The sequence below is a fragment of the Yersinia enterocolitica subsp. enterocolitica genome, from assembly GCF_901472495.1.
Lineage (GTDB): Bacteria > Pseudomonadota > Gammaproteobacteria > Enterobacterales > Enterobacteriaceae > Yersinia > Yersinia enterocolitica.
The window spans coordinates 4331808-4352920 of the sequence record NZ_LR590469.1 but is presented as its reverse complement, the minus strand read 5'-3'; the positions used below and the strand labels follow the sequence as shown (position 1 = coordinate 4352920).

Here is a 21113-nt window from a genome sequence, read left to right as displayed (position 1 = left end):
GCCTTAAAACGCCTGATGAACTTCATCGGGCGTTTTGTATTTTAACGACAGATGCGGTCGCCGCGTGTTGTAGATTTCCACTGACTCCCTGACCATCTTTCTTGCCTGACCAATATCTTTCGGCTTAACCAGCAGATATTCCAGTTTTAATATCCCATTGACCCGCTCCGCCAGCGCATTCTGATAACAATCATATCCATCCGTCATCGAACAGATGACACCGTGACGTTGATGTAACGCCTGATATTCTGTTGAACAGTACTGGATACCCCGGTCTGAGTGATGTATCAGCGCAGATGCTGTGCGCCTGCTCACCAGCGCCATTTTGAGCGCAACGGCTACATGGCGGGTGTGCAGACTTTCATGCACATGATATCCCACGATTTTTCTCGACCAGGCGTCAGTGACCAGACTCACATACGCCGTTCCTGTCCGCAGGGGAAGGTAAGTGATATCCGCGACCCATACCTGTTCCGGGTGGCTGGCAATAACCTGATTTGCTCCTGACTTCAATAAGTTAGGGTGACGGTAAAAGCGATGATGGCTGTTTGTCGTTTTATGATAGGCACGTTTAGGCATCACCAGTAACCGCGAGCAACGCAGTATCTGGAACAGGCGATCTCGGCCAACATGCAGCGCCGGTTCTGCTTGTTGTCGCAACAAGTAATGCAATTTACGCGTACCCAACCGGGGCTGTTGTAACCGGATGGCCGTCACTTGCTCAACGATGCGCTGTGCCTGTTTTTCTCTTCCGCGTTCACGCTGCAAAGACTGATACCACGCCTGTCGGCTAATCCCCATGAACCAGCAAGCGCGCGTTACTGTGAGTCCCGGCGTTTGCGCTTGCGTGATAACGTGGCCAACTGCTTTTTTGTCAGTGTGGCTCCGAACTCCGTGTTCATGACCTTCACAACCGCTTCAAAAAACTGCGCTTTGACTTCTGATTCAGCAAGTTGCTGTTCGAGTTCTTTGATTCGCTGTTCGGGAGTAAGAGGCATTTTGGGCATGTTAATTCCGTACATTCTTGCAGGAGAGGGAGAAAGCCAGTCGAGTTGACCGAACTTGCGTAGCCACGTCAGGACGGTAGAACGGCCTTGAATACCGTAGCGGTCTTGCGCCTGGCGGTATGTCATTTCACCTTTTTCGACCTGTTCGACAACGGCCAATTTAAAGGATAGAGGATAATCGCGTTGCGTACGTTTAACATATTGGTTCATCACATTTTCCTCAGTGTACGAGTTAAATGTGTCAACGCTATTTAGGACGGGTCATGAGCAACAAAAAGGGCGCAGACTTATCATCAACGCCCTTTTTATTTTTATATTGCAGTCACAGACCCAAAGAATAATGGGTTAGGCCTGATTTTGACGCCACCACTCCGACAGCAAAATACCTGTCGCGACTGACACATTCAAACTTTCGACTTTGCCAGTACCGCCGATAGACACACTCACATCACCCTGCTGCCAGGCGCTGTCGGTTAGGCCATCACTTTCTTGCCCTAAAACCAGCACCATTTTAGCTGGCAGTTCAGCTTTTGCCAGACTGACACCTTTATGGCTTGAGGTGGTCACGATGGTGTAGCCAGCTTTACGGAAAGTATCCAACACAGAAAGGAAATCATCAGCATTGATTGCTTTGATATGCTCCGCACCACCTTCTGCTGTACGAACTGCCGCGCCAGACTCCAGCATCGCTGGGTCTTGCAGCAACACGCCGTTAATACCAAAGTGCGCACAGGTACGCATAATGCCGCCCAGATTATGTGGGTTACCCACATCTTCCAGTGCCAGTACACAATCTTTTACAATGCCATCTTTCGCCTGAGTTTGCTGTTGCAGATAAGTTTCTGCATCCAAACCCTGACGTTTCTTAATCAGGAAACACACGCCACCGTGGTGTTCAGTACCAGACGCTTTTGCCAGCTCATCTTCTTCAACCACATGATAAGCCTTGCGGTTAGCCGCCATCCATTTCAGCGCTTCGCGAAAACGTGGGGTAACTGACTGCACAAACCAGGCGCGCACGATAGCATCTGGGCGGCTTTCAAACAGCGCTTTACAGGCATTTTCGCCATAAACGCGTGTTTCTTCAGCCCGCTGACGACGCAATTGCGCCGGATCCACATGGCTTTTGCCACTGATGCCACCGTGATCAAACTCAGGTTCTTCTGATGGCGCACGAGACACAGTTTTCCACGGTGAATCGTAAGGGCCATTATTATCAGAACGCGCCGGACGGCCAGGACTCACGCGTTCATTACGGCCGGAATCGTTACGACGTGAGTCATTATTACGCGGTGAACTGCCCCGACCTGCATTATCACCCGGACGACCTTTGCCTGCCGGACGCGGGTTTTTACCCCGGTTATTGCTGTTACGGTCGTCGCTGCTGTTTTCGTCACTGCGGACGTACATCACTTTAACTTTGCCGTTTTTGCCACTAAATGAATCGTTCATTGTCTTCTCCACCAACGCGCAGGGCGCGAAGATTACCTGATGTCTGCTCGGTTAGCCATAAGCAAGCGCTAAAAGCTAGCAACTATCGTATTCATCGAATAAACCATTTTGGCAATGACTTCATTTATACCCATAATAGATAACAACAACGAAACAATTCAGCTCATATTGACTGTCTGGTTTCTCTTAATCTACTCAGATACAAAATAAAGGCTAATTTATGAATACGGTATGTACAGCTTGTATGGCGACGAATCGCCTACCTGAAGCACGTATTGATGACGGCGCTAAATGTGGGCGCTGCGGCCACTCTTTATTTGATGGCAGCGTCATTAACGCCACCGCCGAAACACTGGATAAACTGCTACAAGATGACCTGCCGGTCGTCATCGACTTTTGGGCTCCTTGGTGTGGCCCTTGCCGCAGCTTCGCGCCCATTTTTACAGAAGTTGCCGCAGAGCGCGCCGCAAAAGTTCGCTTTGTTAAAGTCAATACTGAAGCAGAACCGGCACTCAGCACTCGTTTCCGTATCCGCAGCATTCCCACCATTATGCTGTATCGAAACGGCAAAATGGTCGATATGCTTAGCGGCGCATTGCCAAAGGCAGCTTTTGATAATTGGCTAAATGAGCAATTATCAGTGGAACCCGCTGCCCGCTAAGCTAGTTTAACTCATTTATCACCATTCGGGGCCGTTCAACTACCCGATAAAGCCCACGCCCTGACAGTTTTCTGTTGGGGCGTTGTTTTTTCTTTTATGGTATGACTGAGCACCGGGGTTGATTAGAATAGCGCTATTTCTTCAGGAGTCCGTCGTGACTGAATCATCTACTACCGACCAGGCTTTGCCTACGGTCATAACGACGGGAAATGCAGTACTGCGGTTACGCCAGCAGCGGTTATCCGCGTCTACCCGCCCGTATCGCGCCCGTGGTTGCCGCGCTATTCGCTGCCAAGGCTGCCTGCTGACTGAGCGTTTTTGTTTGTGTGACACCATCAAACCACAACCGGCCAGCAGCCGCTTTTGCCTGATCATGTTTGATACCGAACCCCTTAAGCCCAGTAATACCGGCCGCCTAATTGCTGATATTCTGCCAAACACTCAAGCCTTCCTCTGGGCGCGAACAGAAGTTGATCCTGAGCTGTTAGCCGCAATACGCGACTCTTCTCGCCAGCCTTATGTGGTCTTTCCGGAAAAATATGCCGACCCTGACCGGCAGGTACTCAATCAATTACCTATTAGCGATAAACCACCGTTATTTATTTTACTGGATGGTACCTGGACTGAAGCTAAAAAAATGTTCCGCCGAAGCCCTTATCTTTCCGAACTACCTATGTTGTCGCTGAATGTCAGCAACACCTCGGATTATCTATTGCGTGAAGCACAACGCCCGGAACAACATTGTACTGTCGAGGTTGCCGCCGCCCTGCTGCAACAAGCCGGTGATATTCAGGCAGCGGATGGATTAACCGCGCATTTTCATTATTTCCGTCAGCAATATTTAGCCGGAAAACCTCATCATCCAGTGGGCCGAGTCACAGCAAGTATCGAAGATATCGCATAAAATCAGTAAAGCAGCCTCTAACTTATGCAACTTGAAAGATGACGGGGATAATATGAGCCAACGTGGATTAGAAGCACTACTACGCCCGAAGTCTATTGCCGTTATTGGTGCCTCTGAAAAACCGGAGCGTGCAGGTTTTCTGATGATGCGTAATCTGCTGGATGGCGGGTTCAATGGCCCAATCCTCCCTGTCACCCCTACTCATAAAGCAGTTTGCGGTGTGTTGGCTTACGCCGATATCGCCAGCCTGCCCATCACGCCTGACTTAGCCATTTTATGTACCCATGATCGCCGTAACCTCACTCTGCTGGAGGATTTGGGTACCCGAGGCTGTAAGGCTGTGATTATCCTGTCGGCGGCAACTGAACAATTTCCTGAGCTAAAAGCCTGCGCGCAGCGTCACCACATACGCCTGCTTGGCCCAAACAGCTTAGGTTTGCTGGCACCGTGGCAAGGGTTAAATGCCAGCTTCTCGCCAGTTCCTATCAAAAAAGGCCGACTGGCGTTTATCTCCCAGTCAGCGGCGGTAGCTAACACCATTTTGGACTGGGCACAGCAACGGGAAGTGGGATTCTCCTATTTTATTGCGCTGGGCGATAGCCTGGATATTGATGTCGATGACTTACTCGACTTCCTTGCCCGAGACGGTAAAACCAGCGCGATCATGTTGTATATCGAGCATATTAGTGATGCACGTCGCTTCTTATCGGCTTCACGTAGTGCTTCACGCAATAAACCAATTCTGGTGGTAAAAAGTGGCCGCAGCCAACGCGCCCAACAGTTACTCAATGGTCAGCAAGGGTTGGACGCCGCCTATGATGCCGCTATTCAACGTGCTGGCCTGTTACGGGTTCAGGATACTCACGAGCTATTTTCGGCAGTCGAAACGCTGAGTCATATGCATCCACTGCGCGGTGAGCGGCTACTAATTGTGAGTAATGGGGCAGCCCCAGCGGCGATGGCATTAGATGAGTTAATTAGCCGTAACGGTAAGTTGGCTACACTCTCTGATAGCACCCAATCCGCGCTGAGTGCAGCGCTACCTCCTTTTGTTTCCTTACGTAACCCAATAGACCTGCGAGATGATGCTAGCGCCGAGCGCTATTTAGCGGCGCTTAAACCCTTATTGGACAGTACCGATTATGATGCGCTACTGCTGATCCACTCACCGAGTGCTGCGGCACCAGGCAGTAAAACAGCTGAGTTATTGATATCGGCCATCCGCCAGCACCCACGTGGCAAGCGCATTACTTTGCTAACTAACTGGTGCGGTGAATATTCATCACAAGATGCCCGGCGTTTATTCACGGAAGCCGGTATCCCGACCTATCGCACCCCGGAAGGGGCCATTACTGCTTTTATGCACATGGTAGAATACCGCCGCAACCAAAAACAGTTGAAAGAAACACCTGCGCTACCTATCGGCCTCACTGCCAATACTGCGCATGTACACCAGTTAATTCGCCAGGCGCTGGCAGAAGGAACAACTCAACTGGATACCCATGAAGTGCAGCCGATTCTTGAAGCCTATGGCCTGAGCATGCTACCAACCTGGATTGCCAGTGATAGTGTTGAAGCGGTACACATCGCCGAGCAGCTAGGATACCCGGTGGCTATCAAACTCCGCTCGCCAGATATTGTGCACAAGTCAGAAGTTCAGGGAGTCATGTTATACCTGCGTACCGCAATGGAAGTGCAACGAGCCGCAGACGATATCCTCGATCGCGTGAAACGGACTTATCCTCAAGCCCGTATCGACGGTTTACTGGTACAAAGTATGGCAAACCGTGCTGGAGCACAGGAGCTGCGGATTGCTGTCGAGCAAGATGCCATCTTCGGCCCACTGATTATGCTAGGGGAAGGCGGTATTGAATGGCACCATGAAACACAGGCCGCCGTTGCATTACCGCCACTGAATATGGCATTAGCCCGCTACCTGATTATTCAGGCGGTCAAAGGTGGAAAAATCCGTAACCGTGGTTCACTGCAACCTTTGGATATCCCGGGGCTAAGTCGCTTGCTGGTGCAAGTCTCTAACCTGATTCTTGATTGCCCTGAAATCTCACGTTTAGATATTCATCCCGTGCTTGCTTCTGGCAGTGAGTTCACGTTACTGGATGTATCAATGCAGTTGGCACCTGTTACTGGTGACCCACAAGCGCGGCTGGCAATTCGCCCCTACCCACACGAGTTAGAACAAACCGTGGTGCTAAAAGACGGATCTGATTGCCTGTTTCGCTCCATCTTGCCGGAAGATGAACCGCTACTAAAATTATTTATCGATCAAGTGACTAAAGAAGATCTCTATTATCGCTACTTCAGCGAAATCAACGAATTCAGTCACGACGATTTGGCGAATATGACCCAAATTGACTATGATCGTGAGATGGCCTTTGTTGCTGTGCGCCAAACTGCGGCAGGGCCGGAAATCATTGGCGTTACGCGCGCACTGTCCGACCCTGACAATATTGATGCGGAGTTTGCCGTATTGGTGCGCTCGGATCTAAAAGGGCTGGGGCTGGGACGAGAATTGCTTGAGAAAATGATCCAGTACACCCGCAGCCACGGCTTAACACGCCTAACCGCGGTCACTATGCCCAACAACCGCGGCATGATAGGGTTGGCGAAAAAACTGGGTTTTAGTATTGATGTGCAGATGGAGGATGGGATCGTTAATCTAGAGCTGACACTTTGATTTCAATAACATGAATCACTGTGATATAGCCCACATAGATAAGTGATTCGGTCTACGGTTGGCAAAACTTGCGCACAATCCGGAAAAGTAGTGGTATTATCGCCCGACTCTATGGATTAGTGTTTTTTTGGATATGGCGGTTCTGCCATCAAATAACAAGAGAAGAAGCGCACTGTGATGTTGTCAAAATTCAAACGTAGCAAACATCAACAACACCTTGCACAACTGCCCAAACTCCCCCAGCCAGTTGATGATGTCCAAACGCTTTATTGCCCCAAGGTTTTCCGCTCTACTCTGCTGGAATTGATAGGCCAGGCGACCAAACGTATCTATCTGGTGGCGCTTTACCTTGAGCAGGATGATGCAGGCCGTGATGTGATGAATGCCCTCTATCAGGCGAAGCAGCGGTATCCTGAGCTAGAAATTTGTGTATTAGTAGACTGGCACCGTGCGCAGCGTGGCCGTATTGGGGCCGCCGCCGTTAATACTAATGCAGATTGGTATTGTGAGATGGCAGAGAAGCATCCAGACGTCTGTGTTCCGGTTTATGGTGTCCCGGTGAATACCCGCGAAGCCCTTGGCGTATTGCATCTGAAAGGTTTTGTCATTGATGACACCGTTATTTACAGCGGTGCCAGCATCAATGACGTCTATCTCTATCAAAATGATAAGTATCGCTATGATCGCTACCAATTAATCACAAATCCATCATTGGCCAATATTATGGTTGATTATGTGAAGCAGCGGATTCTGAGCGCAGGTGCTGTTCAACGTCTCGATCGCACCGATCGACCGACTAATCCCGAGATCAAAAACGAAACCCGGCAGTTTCGCTCATCACTGCGAGATATCGGTTATCAATTCCCAGCACAGGCTGGTAATGATGAATTAGCAGTAACCCCGTTGGTTGGGCTAGGTAAAAAAAGCCAACTCAACAAGACAATTCATCATTTAATGGCTTCCGCAGATGAACGCCTCACTATCTGCACCCCCTACTTCAATCTACCTGCATTGTTAGTTCGCAATATCATTTATCTGCTGCGCGAAGGTAAACAGGTTGAGATTATTGTTGGCGACAAAACAGCAAACGATTTTTATATTCCCGAAGATCAACCGTTTAAAATCATAGGCGCATTGCCATACTTATATGAAATCAACTTGCGCCGCTTCCTCAGCCGCTTACAGCGCTTTGTGGATAATGGCCAACTGATTGTTCGTTTATGGAAAGATGGCGACAATACTTATCATCTCAAAGGAATGTGGGTAGATAATAACTGGCAGTTGATTACGGGTAATAACCTGAACCCACGAGCATGGCGTCTGGATCTGGAAAATGCCATTTTGATCCACGATCCTAAGCATGAGATGCATGAGCAGCGTGCAAAAGAGCTGGAATGTATTAGAACTCATACTAAAATTGTTTCACACTACCTTGAACTTGAGAATATTCAGCAATATCCGGTCAAGGTACGTAAGCTGATCCGTCGCTTACGCAGAATTCGTATCGACCGGCTGATTAGTCGCATTCTGTAAATCTAAAACAAAAAACCCGGGACTATGAAGTGAACCCCGAAAGTTGGACACCCAGCGAGTAGGGGTTTTGCGTTTAATGGGTAAAAGAAAATACACAACTGAATTCAAGCGTCAGGTTGTTCTCCACTTCCTCAACAGTGATGATGGAGCCAGGCGTACCGCCCGACTATTTGGCCTTGACCACGGCACGGTTCGCCTCTGGACCGAGCACTGGAAAGCCAGCGGAGAGAATGGCTTCACCATCACGACCAAAAAATATTCCGCTGCCTTCAAAGGGTCGGTACTTCTCTGGATGCAGGATAATCATCAGTCCTCCCGCAAAGCGGCCGCAAAATTCAACATTGCGACAGCCTGCACCATCAACAGATGGGCGCGACTTTACCGCGAAGGGGGTATTATTGCGCTTCGCAACAAACCCAGAGGACGACCGACTATGTCAGGGAAGAAAAAGCATTCTGCTCAGGAAGCAACGGCCCCTTACCCGGAGTTCCGTAGCATAGAAGAAGAGCTGGAATATCTGCGTGCAGAGAACGCCTACTTAAAAAAGCTGCGTGCCTTGATTCAGGAGAAGCAGCGGAAAAAACGCGAATAATCACTGAATTAAGGCATCTGTATAAACTTGCGACCTTGCTTTACGTGGCCGATCTTCCGCGCAGCACCTTCTACTGGCAGGTAAAATCCAGTGGTCGTGAAGAGACTTATGCGGATGAGAAACAAAGAATAAAAACCCTGTTTCACCATCATAAAGGTCGCTATGGTTACCGCAGAATAACGCTGGCCCTACGCAATGAGGGCGGAAGTCTTAACCATAAAACCGTACGAAAACTCATGCGGCAACAGCAGCTTGCATCTAACCTGCGTCGTAAAAAATATCAGTCATATCAGGGTGCCTACGGTAAAGTGGTCCCTAATATACTTGCTCGAAAATTTACTGCCGAAGCCCCTAACCAGAAGTGGGTAACGGATGTGACCGAGTTCAACGTCAGGGGTAAAAAGCTGTATCTGTCACCCGTGCTGGATCTGTATAACAGCGAAGTCGTTGCCTGGCAGATGGATACGCATCCCGGAATGAACCTGATTGATAAAATGCTTGATGATGCGCTACAGAAGTTGAACTCAGGCGATGAACCTGTACTTCACTCGGATCAGGGCTGGCAATATCAGATGGCAAGCTATCAGAAAAGGCTGGGGTCTGGCGAAGTAAAGCAAAGTATGTCGCGCAAGGGCAACTGCCTGGATAATGCCGTGATAGAAAACTTTTTTGGTCTGCTGAAGACTGAATGCTGGCACAATGAAAAATACGAAGATGTAGAACAACTGAAAAAAGCGGTGGATGAGTATATCCATTACTACAACAACGAAAGGATCAAAGTAAAATTAAACGGCCTGAGTCCGGTGCAGTACCGAAATCAGGCCATGTCAACCGCCAGGAAAAGTGTCCAATAAATGGGGTTCACTTCAACTATGCCGGGTTTTCTGTCTCTTACCAAGGGAGAGACTGCATGTGGTACTCACCTTATCTTCGCCCTTTAATTCTTGCCCCGCTACTTTTCGCCAGTTCTGCATGTACCCATACGGCCAATGACAGTTGGACAGGGAAGGATAAAGCACAACATTTCTTTGCTTCTGCCGCACTTGCTGCTGCGGGTACAGCCTATGGCGAACATCAGAATTGGTCTGATGCAAGAAGCCGTAATTTCGGCCTGTTATTTTCGATAGGTATCGGCGCGGGCAAAGAGCTATATGATAGCCGCCAAGGTGGTACTGGTTGGAGTTGGAAAGACTTTGCCTGGGATGTCGCAGGCGCGGTGACTGGCTATAGCCTCTATCAGGCAGTCAATTGAAGCGTTACCCTACTTGTCGAATATCATGCTCGGGTCGTCTCAGAACCATAAAACAAAAAAGGCCACCCGACAGGGTTAATGCCGATCAGTTAAGGATCGGTTGACCGATCCAGTGGTTGTGTAAGAATCCGGAAATGTTCTTCGTTTCCGGATTTTTTTATGCACATCGGACAGGCTCTTGATCTCGTTTCCCGCTACGACTCACTGCGTAACCCACTGACCACACTGGGAGATTACCTCGACCCCCAGCTCATCTCCCGTTGTCTTGCCGAATCCGGCACGGTGACTCTGCGCAAGCGCCGCCTGCCGCTGGAAATGATGGTCTGGTGCATTGTCGGGATGGCACTCGAGCGTAAAGAACCTCTTCATCAAATCGTTAACCGGCTGGATATCATGCTGCCGGGCGATCGCCCCTTCGTGGCCCCCAGCGCCGTTATCCAGGCACGGCAAAGGCTGGGAAGCGAGGCTGTTCGCCGGGTATTCTCACAAACGGCGCAGCTGTGGCATGGCTCCGTCACCCATCCTCACTGGTGCGGTCTGACGTTGCTGGCCGTGGATGGCGTGGTCTGGCGAACACCAGATACGCCAGAGAACGATACCGCCTTCCCGCGCCAGACTTATGCCGGACAACCGGGCCTTTACCCACAGGTGAAAATGGTCTGCCAGATGGAACTGACCAGCCACCTGTTAACAGCGGCGGCCTTCGGTACGATGAAAGAAAGCGAATACACGCTGGCTGAGCAACTGATAGACCAGACTGCTGATAACACACTGACGTTGATGGATAAAGGCTACTACTCACTGGGGCTTCTGAATGCCTGGAGCCAGGCCGGCGAGCACCGCCACTGGATGATCCCGCTGAAGAAAGGCGCACAGTATGAAGAGATACGGAAACTGGGAAAAGGCGATCATCTGGTGAAGTTGAAAACCAGCCCACAGGCCCGGAAAAAGTGGCCCGAGCTGGGGGCTGAAATGACAGCCCGCCTGCTGACCATCACCCGAAAAGGGAAGGTGTACCACCTGCTGACATCCATGACAGATACGATGCGTTATCCCGGGGGAGAGATGGCGGATCTGTACGGTCATCGTTGGGAAATTGAGCTGGGTTACCGGGAAATCAAGCAGACAATGCAACTGAGCAGACTGACGCTGCGGAGTAAAAAGCCGGAGCTTGTTGAGCAGGAGCTATGGGGAGTGCTGCTGGCCTATAATCTGGTGCGTTATCAGATGATTAAGATGGCGGGAGCGCTGAAAGGATACTGGCCGAATCAGCTGAGCTTCTCAGAATCGTGCGGGATGGTGATGCGGATGCTGATGACGCTACAGGGAGCTTCACCAGGTCGCATCCCGGAACTGATGCGGGATATGGAGAGCATGGCGCAGATGGTGAAGTTACCGATAAGAAGAGAAAGAGCCTTCCCGAGGGTGGTGAAGGAAAGGCCGTATAAATATGGAAAAGCCAGGAACAAAAATGCCGATCAGTTAAGGATCGGTTGACCGATCCAGTGGTTGTGTAAGAATCCAGAAATGTTCTTCGTTTCCGGATTTTTTTATGCACATCGGACAGGCTCTTGATCTCGTTTCCCGCTACGACTCACTGCGTAACCCACTGACCACACTGGGAGATTACCTCGACCCCCAGCTCATCTCCCGTTGTCTTGCCGAATCCGGCATGGTGACTCTGCGCAAGCGCCGCCTGCCGCTGGAAATGATGGTCTGGTGCATTGTCGGGATGGCGCTCGAGCGTAAAGAACCTCTTCATCAAATCGTTAACCGGCTGGATATCATGCTGCCGGGCGACCGCCCCTTCGTGGCCCCCAGCGCCGTTATCCAGGCACGGCAAAGGCTGGGAAGCGAGGCTGTTCGCCGGGTATTCTCACAAACGGCGCAGCTGTGGCATGGCTCCGTCACCCATCCTCACTGGTGCGGCCTGACGTTGCTGGCCGTGGATGGCGTGGTCTGGCAAACAGACAATGCAACTGAGCAGGCTGACGCTGCGGAGTAAAAAGCCGGAGCTTGTTGAGCAGGAGCTATGGGGAGTACTGCTGGGCTATAATCTGGTGCGTTATCAGATGATTAAGATGACGGGAGCGCTGAAAGGATACTGGCCGAATCAGCTGAGCTTCTCAGAATCGTGCGGGATGGTGATGCGGATGCTGATGACGCTGCAGGGAGCTTCACCAGGTCGTATCCCGGAACTGATGCGGGATATGGAGAGCATGGCGCAGATGGTGAAGTTACCGATAAGAAGAGAAAGAGCCTTCCCGAGGGTGGTGAAGGAAAGGCCGTATAAATATGGAAAAGCCAGGAACAAAAATGCCAGTCAGTTGCTTAACTGACTGGCATTACACCCGACAGGGTAGCCTTCTCTTTTATTTGGCTTTTTACGCACAAAAATCCACGCAAAAAAACTATTTCTATCGTTTTTTTTATTTCCCACATAGCAAAAACCCCACGCTTTTGGCATGGGGTCTCGGCTTGATTTGATGCCTGGCAGTGTCCTACTCTCGCATGGGGAGACCCCACACTACCATCGGCGCTACGGCGTTTCACTTCTGAGTTCGGCATGGGTTCAGGTGGGTCCACCGCGCTATGGCCGCCAGGCAAATTCTGTCTAAACTAACCCGCTATGCAATCATTCACACAGCCAGCCAGCCCAATCTCGGAACATTCGCTGAAAATCAATATCTATCTCTCAAATACAAAACACCTTTGGTGTTGTAAGGTTAAGCCTCACGGATCATTAGTACTGGTTAGCTCAATGCATCGCTGCACTTACACACCCAGCCTATCAACGTCATAGTCTTTAACGTTCCTTCAGGGGGCTTAAAGCCCCAGGGAAGACTCATCTCGAGGCAAGTTTCCCGCTTAGATGCTTTCAGCGGTTATCTCTTCCGAATTTAGCTACCGGGCAATGCCATTGGCATGACAACCCGAACACCAGTGATTCGTCCACTCCGGTCCTCTCGTACTAGGAGCAGCCCCTCTCAATCTTCCAACGCCCACGGCAGATAGGGACCGAACTGTCTCACGACGTTCTAAACCCAGCTCGCGTACCACTTTAAATGGCGAACAGCCATACCCTTGGGACCTACTTCAGCCCCAGGATGTGATGAGCCGACATCGAGGTGCCAAACACCGCCGTCGATATGAACTCTTGGGCGGTATCAGCCTGTTATCCCCGGAGTACCTTTTATCCGTTGAGCGATGGCCCTTCCATTCAGAACCACCGGATCACTAAGACCTACTTTCGTACCTGCTCGAGCCGTCACTCTCGCAGTCAAGCTAGCTTATGCCTTTGCACTAACCTCACGATGTCCGACCGTGATTAGCTAACCTTCGTGCTCCTCCGTTACTCTTTGGGAGGAGACCGCCCCAGTCAAACTACCCACCAGACACTGTCCTCACCCCAGATTATGGGGCCGAGTTAGAACATCAAACATTAAAGGGTGGTATTTCAAGGTTGGCTCCATGCAGACTGGCGTCCACACTTCGATGCCTCCCACCTATCCTACACATCAAGGCTCAATGTTCAGTGTCAAGCTATAGTAAAGGTTCACGGGGTCTTTCCGTCTTGCCGCGGGTACACTGCATCTTCACAGCGAGTTCAATTTCACTGAGTCTCGGGTGGAGACAGCCTGGCCATCATTACGCCATTCGTGCAGGTCGGAACTTACCCGACAAGGAATTTCGCTACCTTAGGACCGTTATAGTTACGGCCGCCGTTTACTGGGGCTTCGATCAAGAGCTTCGCCTTGCGGCTGACCCCATCAATTAACCTTCCAGCACCGGGCAGGCGTCACACCGTATACGTCCACTTTCGTGTTTGCACAGTGCTGTGTTTTTATTAAACAGTTGCAGCCAGCTGGTATCTGCGACTGGCTTCGGCGCCGGGAGCAAGTCCCTTTACCTAATGCCAGCGTGCCTTCTCCCGAAGTTACGGCACCATTTTGCCTAGTTCCTTCACCCGAGTTCTCTCAAGCGCCTGAGTATTCTCTACCTGACCACCTGTGTCGGTTTGGGGTACGATTTAATGTTACCTGATGCTTAGAGGCTTTTCCTGGAAGCTTGGCATCAACTACTTCACCACCGTAGTGGCTCGTCATCACACCTCAGCGTTGATAAGCAACCGGATTTACCAAGTCGCTCCGCCTACATGCTTAAACCGGGACAACCGTCGCCCGGCTAGCCTAGCCTTCTCCGTCCCCCCTTCGCAGTAACACCAAGTACAGGAATATTAACCTGTTTCCCATCGACTACGCTTTTCAGCCTCGCCTTAGGGGTCGACTCACCCTGCCCCGATTAACGTTGGACAGGAACCCTTGGTCTTCCGGCGTGCGGGTTTTTCACCCGCATTATCGTTACTTATGTCAGCATTCGCACTTCTGATACCTCCAGCAACCCTCACAGGTCACCTTCAACGGCTTACAGAACGCTCCCCTACCCAACAACACCTAAGTGTCGCTGCCGCAGCTTCGGTGCATGGTTTAGCCCCGTTACATCTTCCGCGCAGGCCGACTCGACCAGTGAGCTATTACGCTTTCTTTAAATGATGGCTGCTTCTAAGCCAACATCCTGGCTGTCTGTGCCTTCCCACATCGTTTCCCACTTAACCATGACTTTGGGACCTTAGCTGGCGGTCTGGGTTGTTTCCCTCTTCACGACGGACGTTAGCACCCGCCGTGTGTCTCCCGTGATAACATTCTTCGGTATTCGGAGTTTGCATCGGTTTGGTAAGTCGGGATGACCCCCTAGCCGAAACAGTGCTCTACCCCCGAAGATGAGTTCACGAGGCGCTACCTAAATAGCTTTCGGGGAGAACCAGCTATCTCCCGGTTTGATTGGCCTTTCACCCCCAGCCACAAGTCATCCGCTAATTTTTCAACATTAGTCGGTTCGGTCCTCCAGTTAGTGTTACCCAACCTTCAACCTGCCCATGGCTAGATCACCGGGTTTCGGGTCTATACCTTGCAACTATTCGCCCAGTTAAGACTCGGTTTCCCTACGGCTCCCCTATTCGGTTAACCTTGCTACAAAATATAAGTCGCTGACCCATTATACAAAAGGTACGCAGTCACACCACGAAGGTGCTCCCACTGCTTGTACGTACACGGTTTCAGGTTCTATTTCACTCCCCTCGCCGGGGTTCTTTTCGCCTTTCCCTCACGGTACTGGTTCACTATCGGTCAGTCAGGAGTATTTAGCCTTGGAGGATGGTCCCCCCATATTCAGACAGGATGTCACGTGTCCCGCCCTACTCATCGAACTCACAACGTATGCATTTTTGTGTACGGGACTATCACCCTGTACCGTGCGACTTTCCAGACGCTTCCACTAACACATATGCTGATTCAGGTTCTGGGCTCCTCCCCGTTCGCTCGCCGCTACTGGGGGAATCTCGGTTGATTTCTTTTCCTCGGGGTACTTAGATGTTTCAGTTCCCCCGGTTCGCCTTGCATGGCTATGTATTCACCATGCAATAGTGCAACGAATTGCACTGGGTTTCCCCATTCGGGTATCGTCGGTTATAACGGTTCATATCACCTTACCGACGCTTTTCGCAGATTAGCACGCCCTTCATCGCCTCTGACTGCCTAGGCATCCACCGTGTACGCTTAGTCGCTTAACCTCACAACCCAAAGATGTTTCTTCTTTATTGGTGTGGCTGCGAACACACTCTGCGTCGTTGTGCAGTGCGCGCAATCTTCATGAACGTAGCGTTCACTCCGGTTGCTGTGCGCTGTACGCCTTGCTGAGTATCTTCTCGCTCACACTGCAACAATGATAAACACATTGGCATTGCGATTATTTGAGAGACTCTAATACAGGTTAATCCTTATCTCAGTACTTCTACGGAGAGATAAGTTTCAGCTGTATTGTTTCAATTTTCAGCTTGTTCCAGATTGTTAAAGAGCAATATCTTAAACACGACTTGTTAAAGTCATCTTTAAGATACTTTTGAGTTCATAAAGAACCGGTTGATAATGTCTTTCACTCATTATCGGAGTGGCGTCCCCAAGGGGATTCGAACCCCTGTTACAGCCGTGAAAGGGCAGTGTCCTAGGCCTCTAGACGATGGGGACACAAAAATTTCTACTGAATCATGGATTCAGTATTTTTGTGTAAAGGTGAGAATGTGGTGACACATTCGAACGACTGATGCAGTAAAAACTCGATACCGAGGCCTTACAACACAATCATCACCCTCATCAACAGGTGCTCTTGCTCGTTTACATTCATCAGACAATCTGTGTGGACACTACGCAATGCGTATCTGAGGTAAGGAGGTGATCCAACCGCAGGTTCCCCTACGGTTACCTTGTTACGACTTCACCCCAGTCATGAATCACAAAGTGGTAAGCGCCCTCCCGAAGGTTAAGCTACCTACTTCTTTTGCAACCCACTCCCATGGTGTGACGGGCGGTGTGTACAAGGCCCGGGAACGTATTCACCGTAGCATTCTGATCTACGATTACTAGCGATTCCGACTTCATGGAGTCGAGTTGCAGACTCCAATCCGGACTACGACAGACTTTATGTGGTCCGCTTGCTCTCGCGAGTTCGCTTCACTTTGTATCTGCCATTGTAGCACGTGTGTAGCCCTACTCGTAAGGGCCATGATGACTTGACGTCATCCCCACCTTCCTCCGGTTTATCACCGGCAGTCTCCTTTGAGTTCCCACCATTACGTGCTGGCAACAAAGGATAAGGGTTGCGCTCGTTGCGGGACTTAACCCAACATTTCACAACACGAGCTGACGACAGCCATGCAGCACCTGTCTCACGGTTCCCGAAGGCACTAAAGCATCTCTGCTAAATTCCGTGGATGTCAAGAGTAGGTAAGGTTCTTCGCGTTGCATCGAATTAAACCACATGCTCCACCGCTTGTGCGGGCCCCCGTCAATTCATTTGAGTTTTAACCTTGCGGCCGTACTCCCCAGGCGGTCGACTTAACGCGTTAGCTCCGGAAGCCACGCCTCAAGGGCACAACCTCCAAGTCGACATCGTTTACAGCGTGGACTACCAGGGTATCTAATCCTGTTTGCTCCCCACGCTTTCGCACCTGAGCGTCAGTCTTTGTCCAGGGGGCCGCCTTCGCCACCGGTATTCCTCCAGATCTCTACGCATTTCACCGCTACACCTGGAATTCTACCCCCCTCTACAAGACTCTAGCTTGCCAGTTTCAAATGCAGTTCCCACGTTAAGCGCGGGGATTTCACATCTGACTTAACAAACCGCCTGCGTGCGCTTTACGCCCAGTAATTCCGATTAACGCTTGCACCCTCCGTATTACCGCGGCTGCTGGCACGGAGTTAGCCGGTGCTTCTTCTGCGAGTAACGTCAATCCAACAACGTATTAAGTTATTGGCCTTCCTCCTCGCTGAAAGTGCTTTACAACCCGAAGGCCTTCTTCACACACGCGGCATGGCTGCATCAGGCTTGCGCCCATTGTGCAATATTCCCCACTGCTGCCTCCCGTAGGAGTCTGGACCGTGTCTCAGTTCCAGTGTGGCTGGTCATCCTCTCAGACCAGCTAGGGATCGTCGCCTAGGTGAGCCATTACCCCACCTACTAGCTAATCCCATCTGGGCACATCCGATGGCGTGAGGCCCGAAGGTCCCCCACTTTGGTCCGAAGACGTTATGCGGTATTAGCTACCGTTTCCAGTAGTTATCCCCCTCCATCAGGCAGTTTCCCAGACATTACTCACCCGTCCGCCGCTCGCCGGCAAAGTAGTAAACTACTTCCCGCTGCCGCTCGACTTGCATGTGTTAGGCCTGCCGCCAGCGTTCAATCTGAGCCATGATCAAACTCTTCAATTTAAGATTTGTTTGATTTGCTATGAATTAACATAGCGATGCTCAAAGATTACTTTCTGCAAATATGCATTCGAACCGAAGTTCAAATGTGTACTGCTTTGGTCACTCTTCAAGACTTTGATATTGCTTCTGCCTGTCGAAACAGGCTTCGATATCGTCTTGCGAGTGCCCACACAGATTGTCTGATAAATTGTTAAAGAGCGTTCGTTACCCGTTTGCCTTGCGGCGAATCTTACGGTAACGCGGGAGGCAGATAATACGCTTTCCCGCTGAAGAGTCAAGAGTTTATTTGGTTTCTTTCGAAGTCAAACTCAATCATTTCTCTTCCTGACCCGGCGAAGTCTGTTTCGTTGTTCCCGGTCAGTGGAGGCGCATTATAGGGAGTTCCTGACAGCCTGCAACCCCTAATTTCAAAAAAATTTTCAACCGCTCACTAATGCGGCAAAAACACGAAATACGGTGAAAAAGAAAACAAAAAGGGGACGATTTCTCGCCCCCTCAAGGATTTACCATTACTGTTTAGCAATGATATGCCCATTTTCCACATCAAGAGTAACAGGGACTCCCGGTATTAATTTGCCGGAAAGTATCTGTTGCGCCAGTGGATTCTCGATTTCCTGCTGGATTGCACGTTTCAATGGCCGCGCACCATAAACAGGATCGAAGCCAGTCTCGCCCAAGAACTCCAACGCAGGCTGAGTAATAGTGACCTGATAGCCACGTTCTTCCAACCGTTTGTACAGGCGCTCCAGTTGGATACTGGCAATTGAAGCCAGATGCGCTCGGCCCAGTGGGTGGAAGACCACAACCTCATCTATACGGTTGATAAATTCAGGGCGGAAGTGGTGAGTGACAACTTCCATCACCATTTCCTTCATTTCGCTATAACTTCTTTCACCGAAACGTTCCTGAATCAAATCTGAACCGAGGTTAGAGGTCATGATGACCACCGTATTACGGAAGTCGACTGTTCTACCCTGCCCGTCAGTCAAACGCCCGTCATCCAACACCTGTAAAAGAATGTTGAATACATCCGGATGCGCTTTTTCTACCTCATCCAGCAGAATGACAGAATAAGGGCGACGGCGCACCGCTTCTGTCAGGTAACCACCTTCTTCATAACCCACGTAGCCTGGAGGCGCACCAACCAACCGAGAAACGGAATGTTTTTCCATAAACTCGGACATATCAATACGCACCATGGCATCATCACTGTCGAACAGGAAGGTTGCCAGCGCTTTACACAACTCGGTTTTACCAACCCCTGTTGGCCCTAAGAATAAGAAGGAACCAATTGGGCGGTTCGGATCTGATAACCCAGCACGACTACGGCGGATAGCATTGGATACGGCTTCAACAGCTTCATCCTGCCCAATCACGCGTTTATGTAGATCCTGTTCCATGCGCAGCAACTTATCACGCTCACTTTCCAGCATGCGAGATACAGGAATACCCGTCCAGCGCGCCAGCACTTCCGCAATTTCTGCTTCCGTCACCCGGTTACGCAGTAACTTCATGGTTTTCCCTTCAAGCGCCGTTGCCGCTGCTAGCTGTTTTTCCAGCTCAGGAATTTTACCGTACTGAAGTTCTGACATCCGCGCCAAATCGCCCACACGACGAGCTTGCTCTAAGCTGATTTTGGCTTGTTCCAGTTCGGTTTTAATATTCTGAGTTCCGGTGAGGGCAGCTTTTTCTGCCTTCCACTCTTCTTCCAGCTCTGAATATTCACGTTCTTTTTGCTCTAATTCGGTATTGAGCATTTCCAGACGTTTTTTGCTGGCATCATCAGATTCTTTCTTCAATGCCTGCTGTTCCAGTTTCAATTGGATAATCCGGCGCTCCAGGCGATCCAATGATTCCGGTTTTGAATCCATCTGCATACGGATACTAGAACCGGCCTCGTCAATAAGGTCGATAGCTTTATCCGGTAACTGACGATCCGAGATATAGCGGTGAGATAGCGTTGCCGCAGCCACAATTGCCGGGTCAGTTATCTGCACATGGTGATGCAGTTCATAGCGCTCTTTCAGCCCACGTAAAATGGCGATAGTGTCTTCAACAGTTGGCTCCGCAACATACACTTTCTGGAAACGCCGCTCTAGCGCCGCATCCTTCTCTATATATTGACGGTACTCATCAAGTGTTGTGGCACCAACGCAATGTAATTCACCGCGTGCTAATGCAGGTTTCAGCATGTTGCCGGCATCCATCGCCCCGTCGCCTTTCCCGGCACCGACCATGGTATGCAACTCATCAATGAACAAGATCACACTACCTTCTTGTTTTGATAAATCATTCAACACGCCTTTCAAGCGCTCTTCAAACTCACCACGATACTTCGCACCTGCAATTAGTGCGCCCATATCTAATGAAAGCACACGTTTATGCTTCAGGCCTTCTGGCACTTCACCATTCACGATTCGTTGCGCCAGACCTTCAACAATGGCTGTTTTACCAACACCAGGTTCACCAATTAACACCGGGTTATTTTTAGTCCGGCGCTGTAGTACCTGAATAGTACGGCGAATCTCTTCGTCACGGCCAATAACCGGATCGAGCTTGCCTTGCTCCGCCCGCTCAGTCAGGTCGATAGTGAATTTTTTCAATGCCTGACGCTGGTCTTCAGCACCTTGGTCATCAACTTTGTCACCACCACGCATATCTTCGATTGCCTTATTTATTTTATCTTTTGTTGCTCCGGCTGCCTTTAACATGTCAGTTAAAGTACCGCGATCTTCAAGTACGGCCAGAACAAACAGTTCTGACGAAATAAATTTATCTGCACGTTTTTGCGCTAATTTGTCGCAAAGATTCAATACACGGACTAGCTCATTTGATGGCTGAACATCACCGCCAGTCCCTTCAACTTGTGGAAGACGACCTAATGCTTGCTCAATGTCGCTGCGCAAACTGGCGACATTAATACCCGCCGAGGTCAACAATGGGCGAACCGTCCCCCCATCCTGATTGAGCAGTGCGCTCATCAAATGTAACGGTTCAATAAATTGGTTGTCGCGCCCAAGAGCTAAAGATTGGGCATCGGCGAGGGCAAGCTGGAATTTGCTAGTAAGACGATCCAGACGCATAACACCTCCAATATTGGTCAAAATTGCTACTGGAGATTAGATGAGGTCATCCCTCAAATTTTCAAGGTTATTTCGACACTATATTTAAAGTACAACGTCATGCGCCAGCGG

At 50.2% G+C, this 21113-nt stretch carries 10 protein-coding genes, 1 tRNA gene, 3 rRNA genes and 1 pseudogene; 8 read left to right on the top strand and 7 right to left on the bottom strand.

Features of this window, described 5'->3' with window-relative positions:
• Positions 1–3: 3 nt before the first annotated feature.
• Positions 4–1217, bottom strand: a protein-coding gene (locus FGL26_RS20470; RefSeq protein WP_102990434.1) for an IS3 family transposase whose coding sequence is annotated in 2 segments (ribosomal slippage) — positions 4–875 and positions 875–1217 — 1215 coding nt in all. Because the reading frame shifts where the segments join, the coding sequence is not laid out codon by codon here.
• Between the two features lie 135 nt (positions 1218–1352).
• Positions 1353–2459: a tRNA/rRNA methyltransferase gene (locus FGL26_RS20465; protein ID WP_005167464.1), complete on the bottom strand. Its 1107-nt coding sequence runs from the start codon at positions 2457–2459 to the stop codon at positions 1353–1355.
• A 220-nt stretch (positions 2460–2679) separates the two neighbouring features.
• On the opposite strand from FGL26_RS20465, the gene trxC reads away from it, so the two are divergent.
• From trxC to FGL26_RS20425, 8 genes and pseudogenes are all read left to right on the top strand, one after another.
• On the top strand, positions 2680–3120 hold the full coding sequence (gene trxC, locus FGL26_RS20460) for a thioredoxin TrxC (RefSeq protein WP_005167463.1): 441 nt from the start codon (positions 2680–2682) through the stop codon (positions 3118–3120).
• 154 nt (positions 3121–3274) lie between these two features.
• Complete coding sequence (locus FGL26_RS20455; protein ID WP_005167462.1) at positions 3275–4024, top strand: tRNA-uridine aminocarboxypropyltransferase; 750 nt, start codon at positions 3275–3277, stop codon at positions 4022–4024.
• A gap of 52 nt (positions 4025–4076) precedes the next feature.
• Positions 4077–6719, top strand: a complete 2643-nt coding sequence (locus FGL26_RS20450; protein WP_005167461.1) for a bifunctional acetate--CoA ligase family protein/GNAT family N-acetyltransferase — start codon at positions 4077–4079, stop codon at positions 6717–6719.
• A gap of 180 nt (positions 6720–6899) precedes the next feature.
• Positions 6900–8252, top strand: a complete 1353-nt coding sequence (gene pssA, locus FGL26_RS20445) for a CDP-diacylglycerol--serine O-phosphatidyltransferase (protein WP_371836884.1) — start codon at positions 6900–6902, stop codon at positions 8250–8252.
• Positions 8253–8328: 76 nt separating this feature from the next.
• Positions 8329–9698, top strand: a protein-coding gene (locus tag FGL26_RS20440) for an IS3-like element IS1664 family transposase (RefSeq protein WP_102990149.1) whose coding sequence is annotated in 2 segments (ribosomal slippage) — positions 8329–8791 and positions 8791–9698 — 1371 coding nt in all. Because the reading frame shifts where the segments join, the coding sequence is not laid out codon by codon here.
• Between the two features lie 56 nt (positions 9699–9754).
• A complete protein-coding gene (locus FGL26_RS20435) occupies positions 9755–10096 on the top strand; it encodes a YfiM family lipoprotein (protein WP_011816956.1) in 342 nt (113 codons plus the stop codon).
• Positions 10097–10255: 159 nt separating this feature from the next.
• Complete coding sequence (locus FGL26_RS20430; RefSeq protein WP_011815237.1) at positions 10256–11593, top strand: IS4 family transposase; 1338 nt, start codon at positions 10256–10258, stop codon at positions 11591–11593.
• A 55-nt stretch (positions 11594–11648) separates the two neighbouring features.
• Positions 11649–12435: pseudogene (locus FGL26_RS20425) on the top strand (transposase domain-containing protein).
• A gap of 149 nt (positions 12436–12584) precedes the next feature.
• Here the strand turns inward: FGL26_RS20425 and rrf are convergent.
• From rrf to clpB, 5 genes are all read right to left on the bottom strand, one after another.
• A 5S ribosomal RNA gene (gene rrf / locus FGL26_RS20420) occupies positions 12585–12700 on the bottom strand.
• A gap of 118 nt (positions 12701–12818) precedes the next feature.
• Positions 12819–15725 (bottom strand): 23S ribosomal RNA (locus tag FGL26_RS20415).
• A 378-nt stretch (positions 15726–16103) separates the two neighbouring features.
• A tRNA-Glu gene (locus FGL26_RS20410) sits at positions 16104–16179 on the bottom strand.
• A 197-nt stretch (positions 16180–16376) separates the two neighbouring features.
• Positions 16377–17919: ribosomal RNA gene (locus FGL26_RS20405) — 16S ribosomal RNA — on the bottom strand.
• The 16S, 23S and 5S rRNA genes sit together here with 1 tRNA gene alongside, the layout of an rRNA operon.
• Before the next feature lie 509 nt (positions 17920–18428).
• Positions 18429–21002: an ATP-dependent chaperone ClpB gene (clpB, locus tag FGL26_RS20395; protein ID WP_005167451.1), complete on the bottom strand. Its 2574-nt coding sequence runs from the start codon at positions 21000–21002 to the stop codon at positions 18429–18431.
• Positions 21003–21113: the final 111 nt, after the last annotated feature.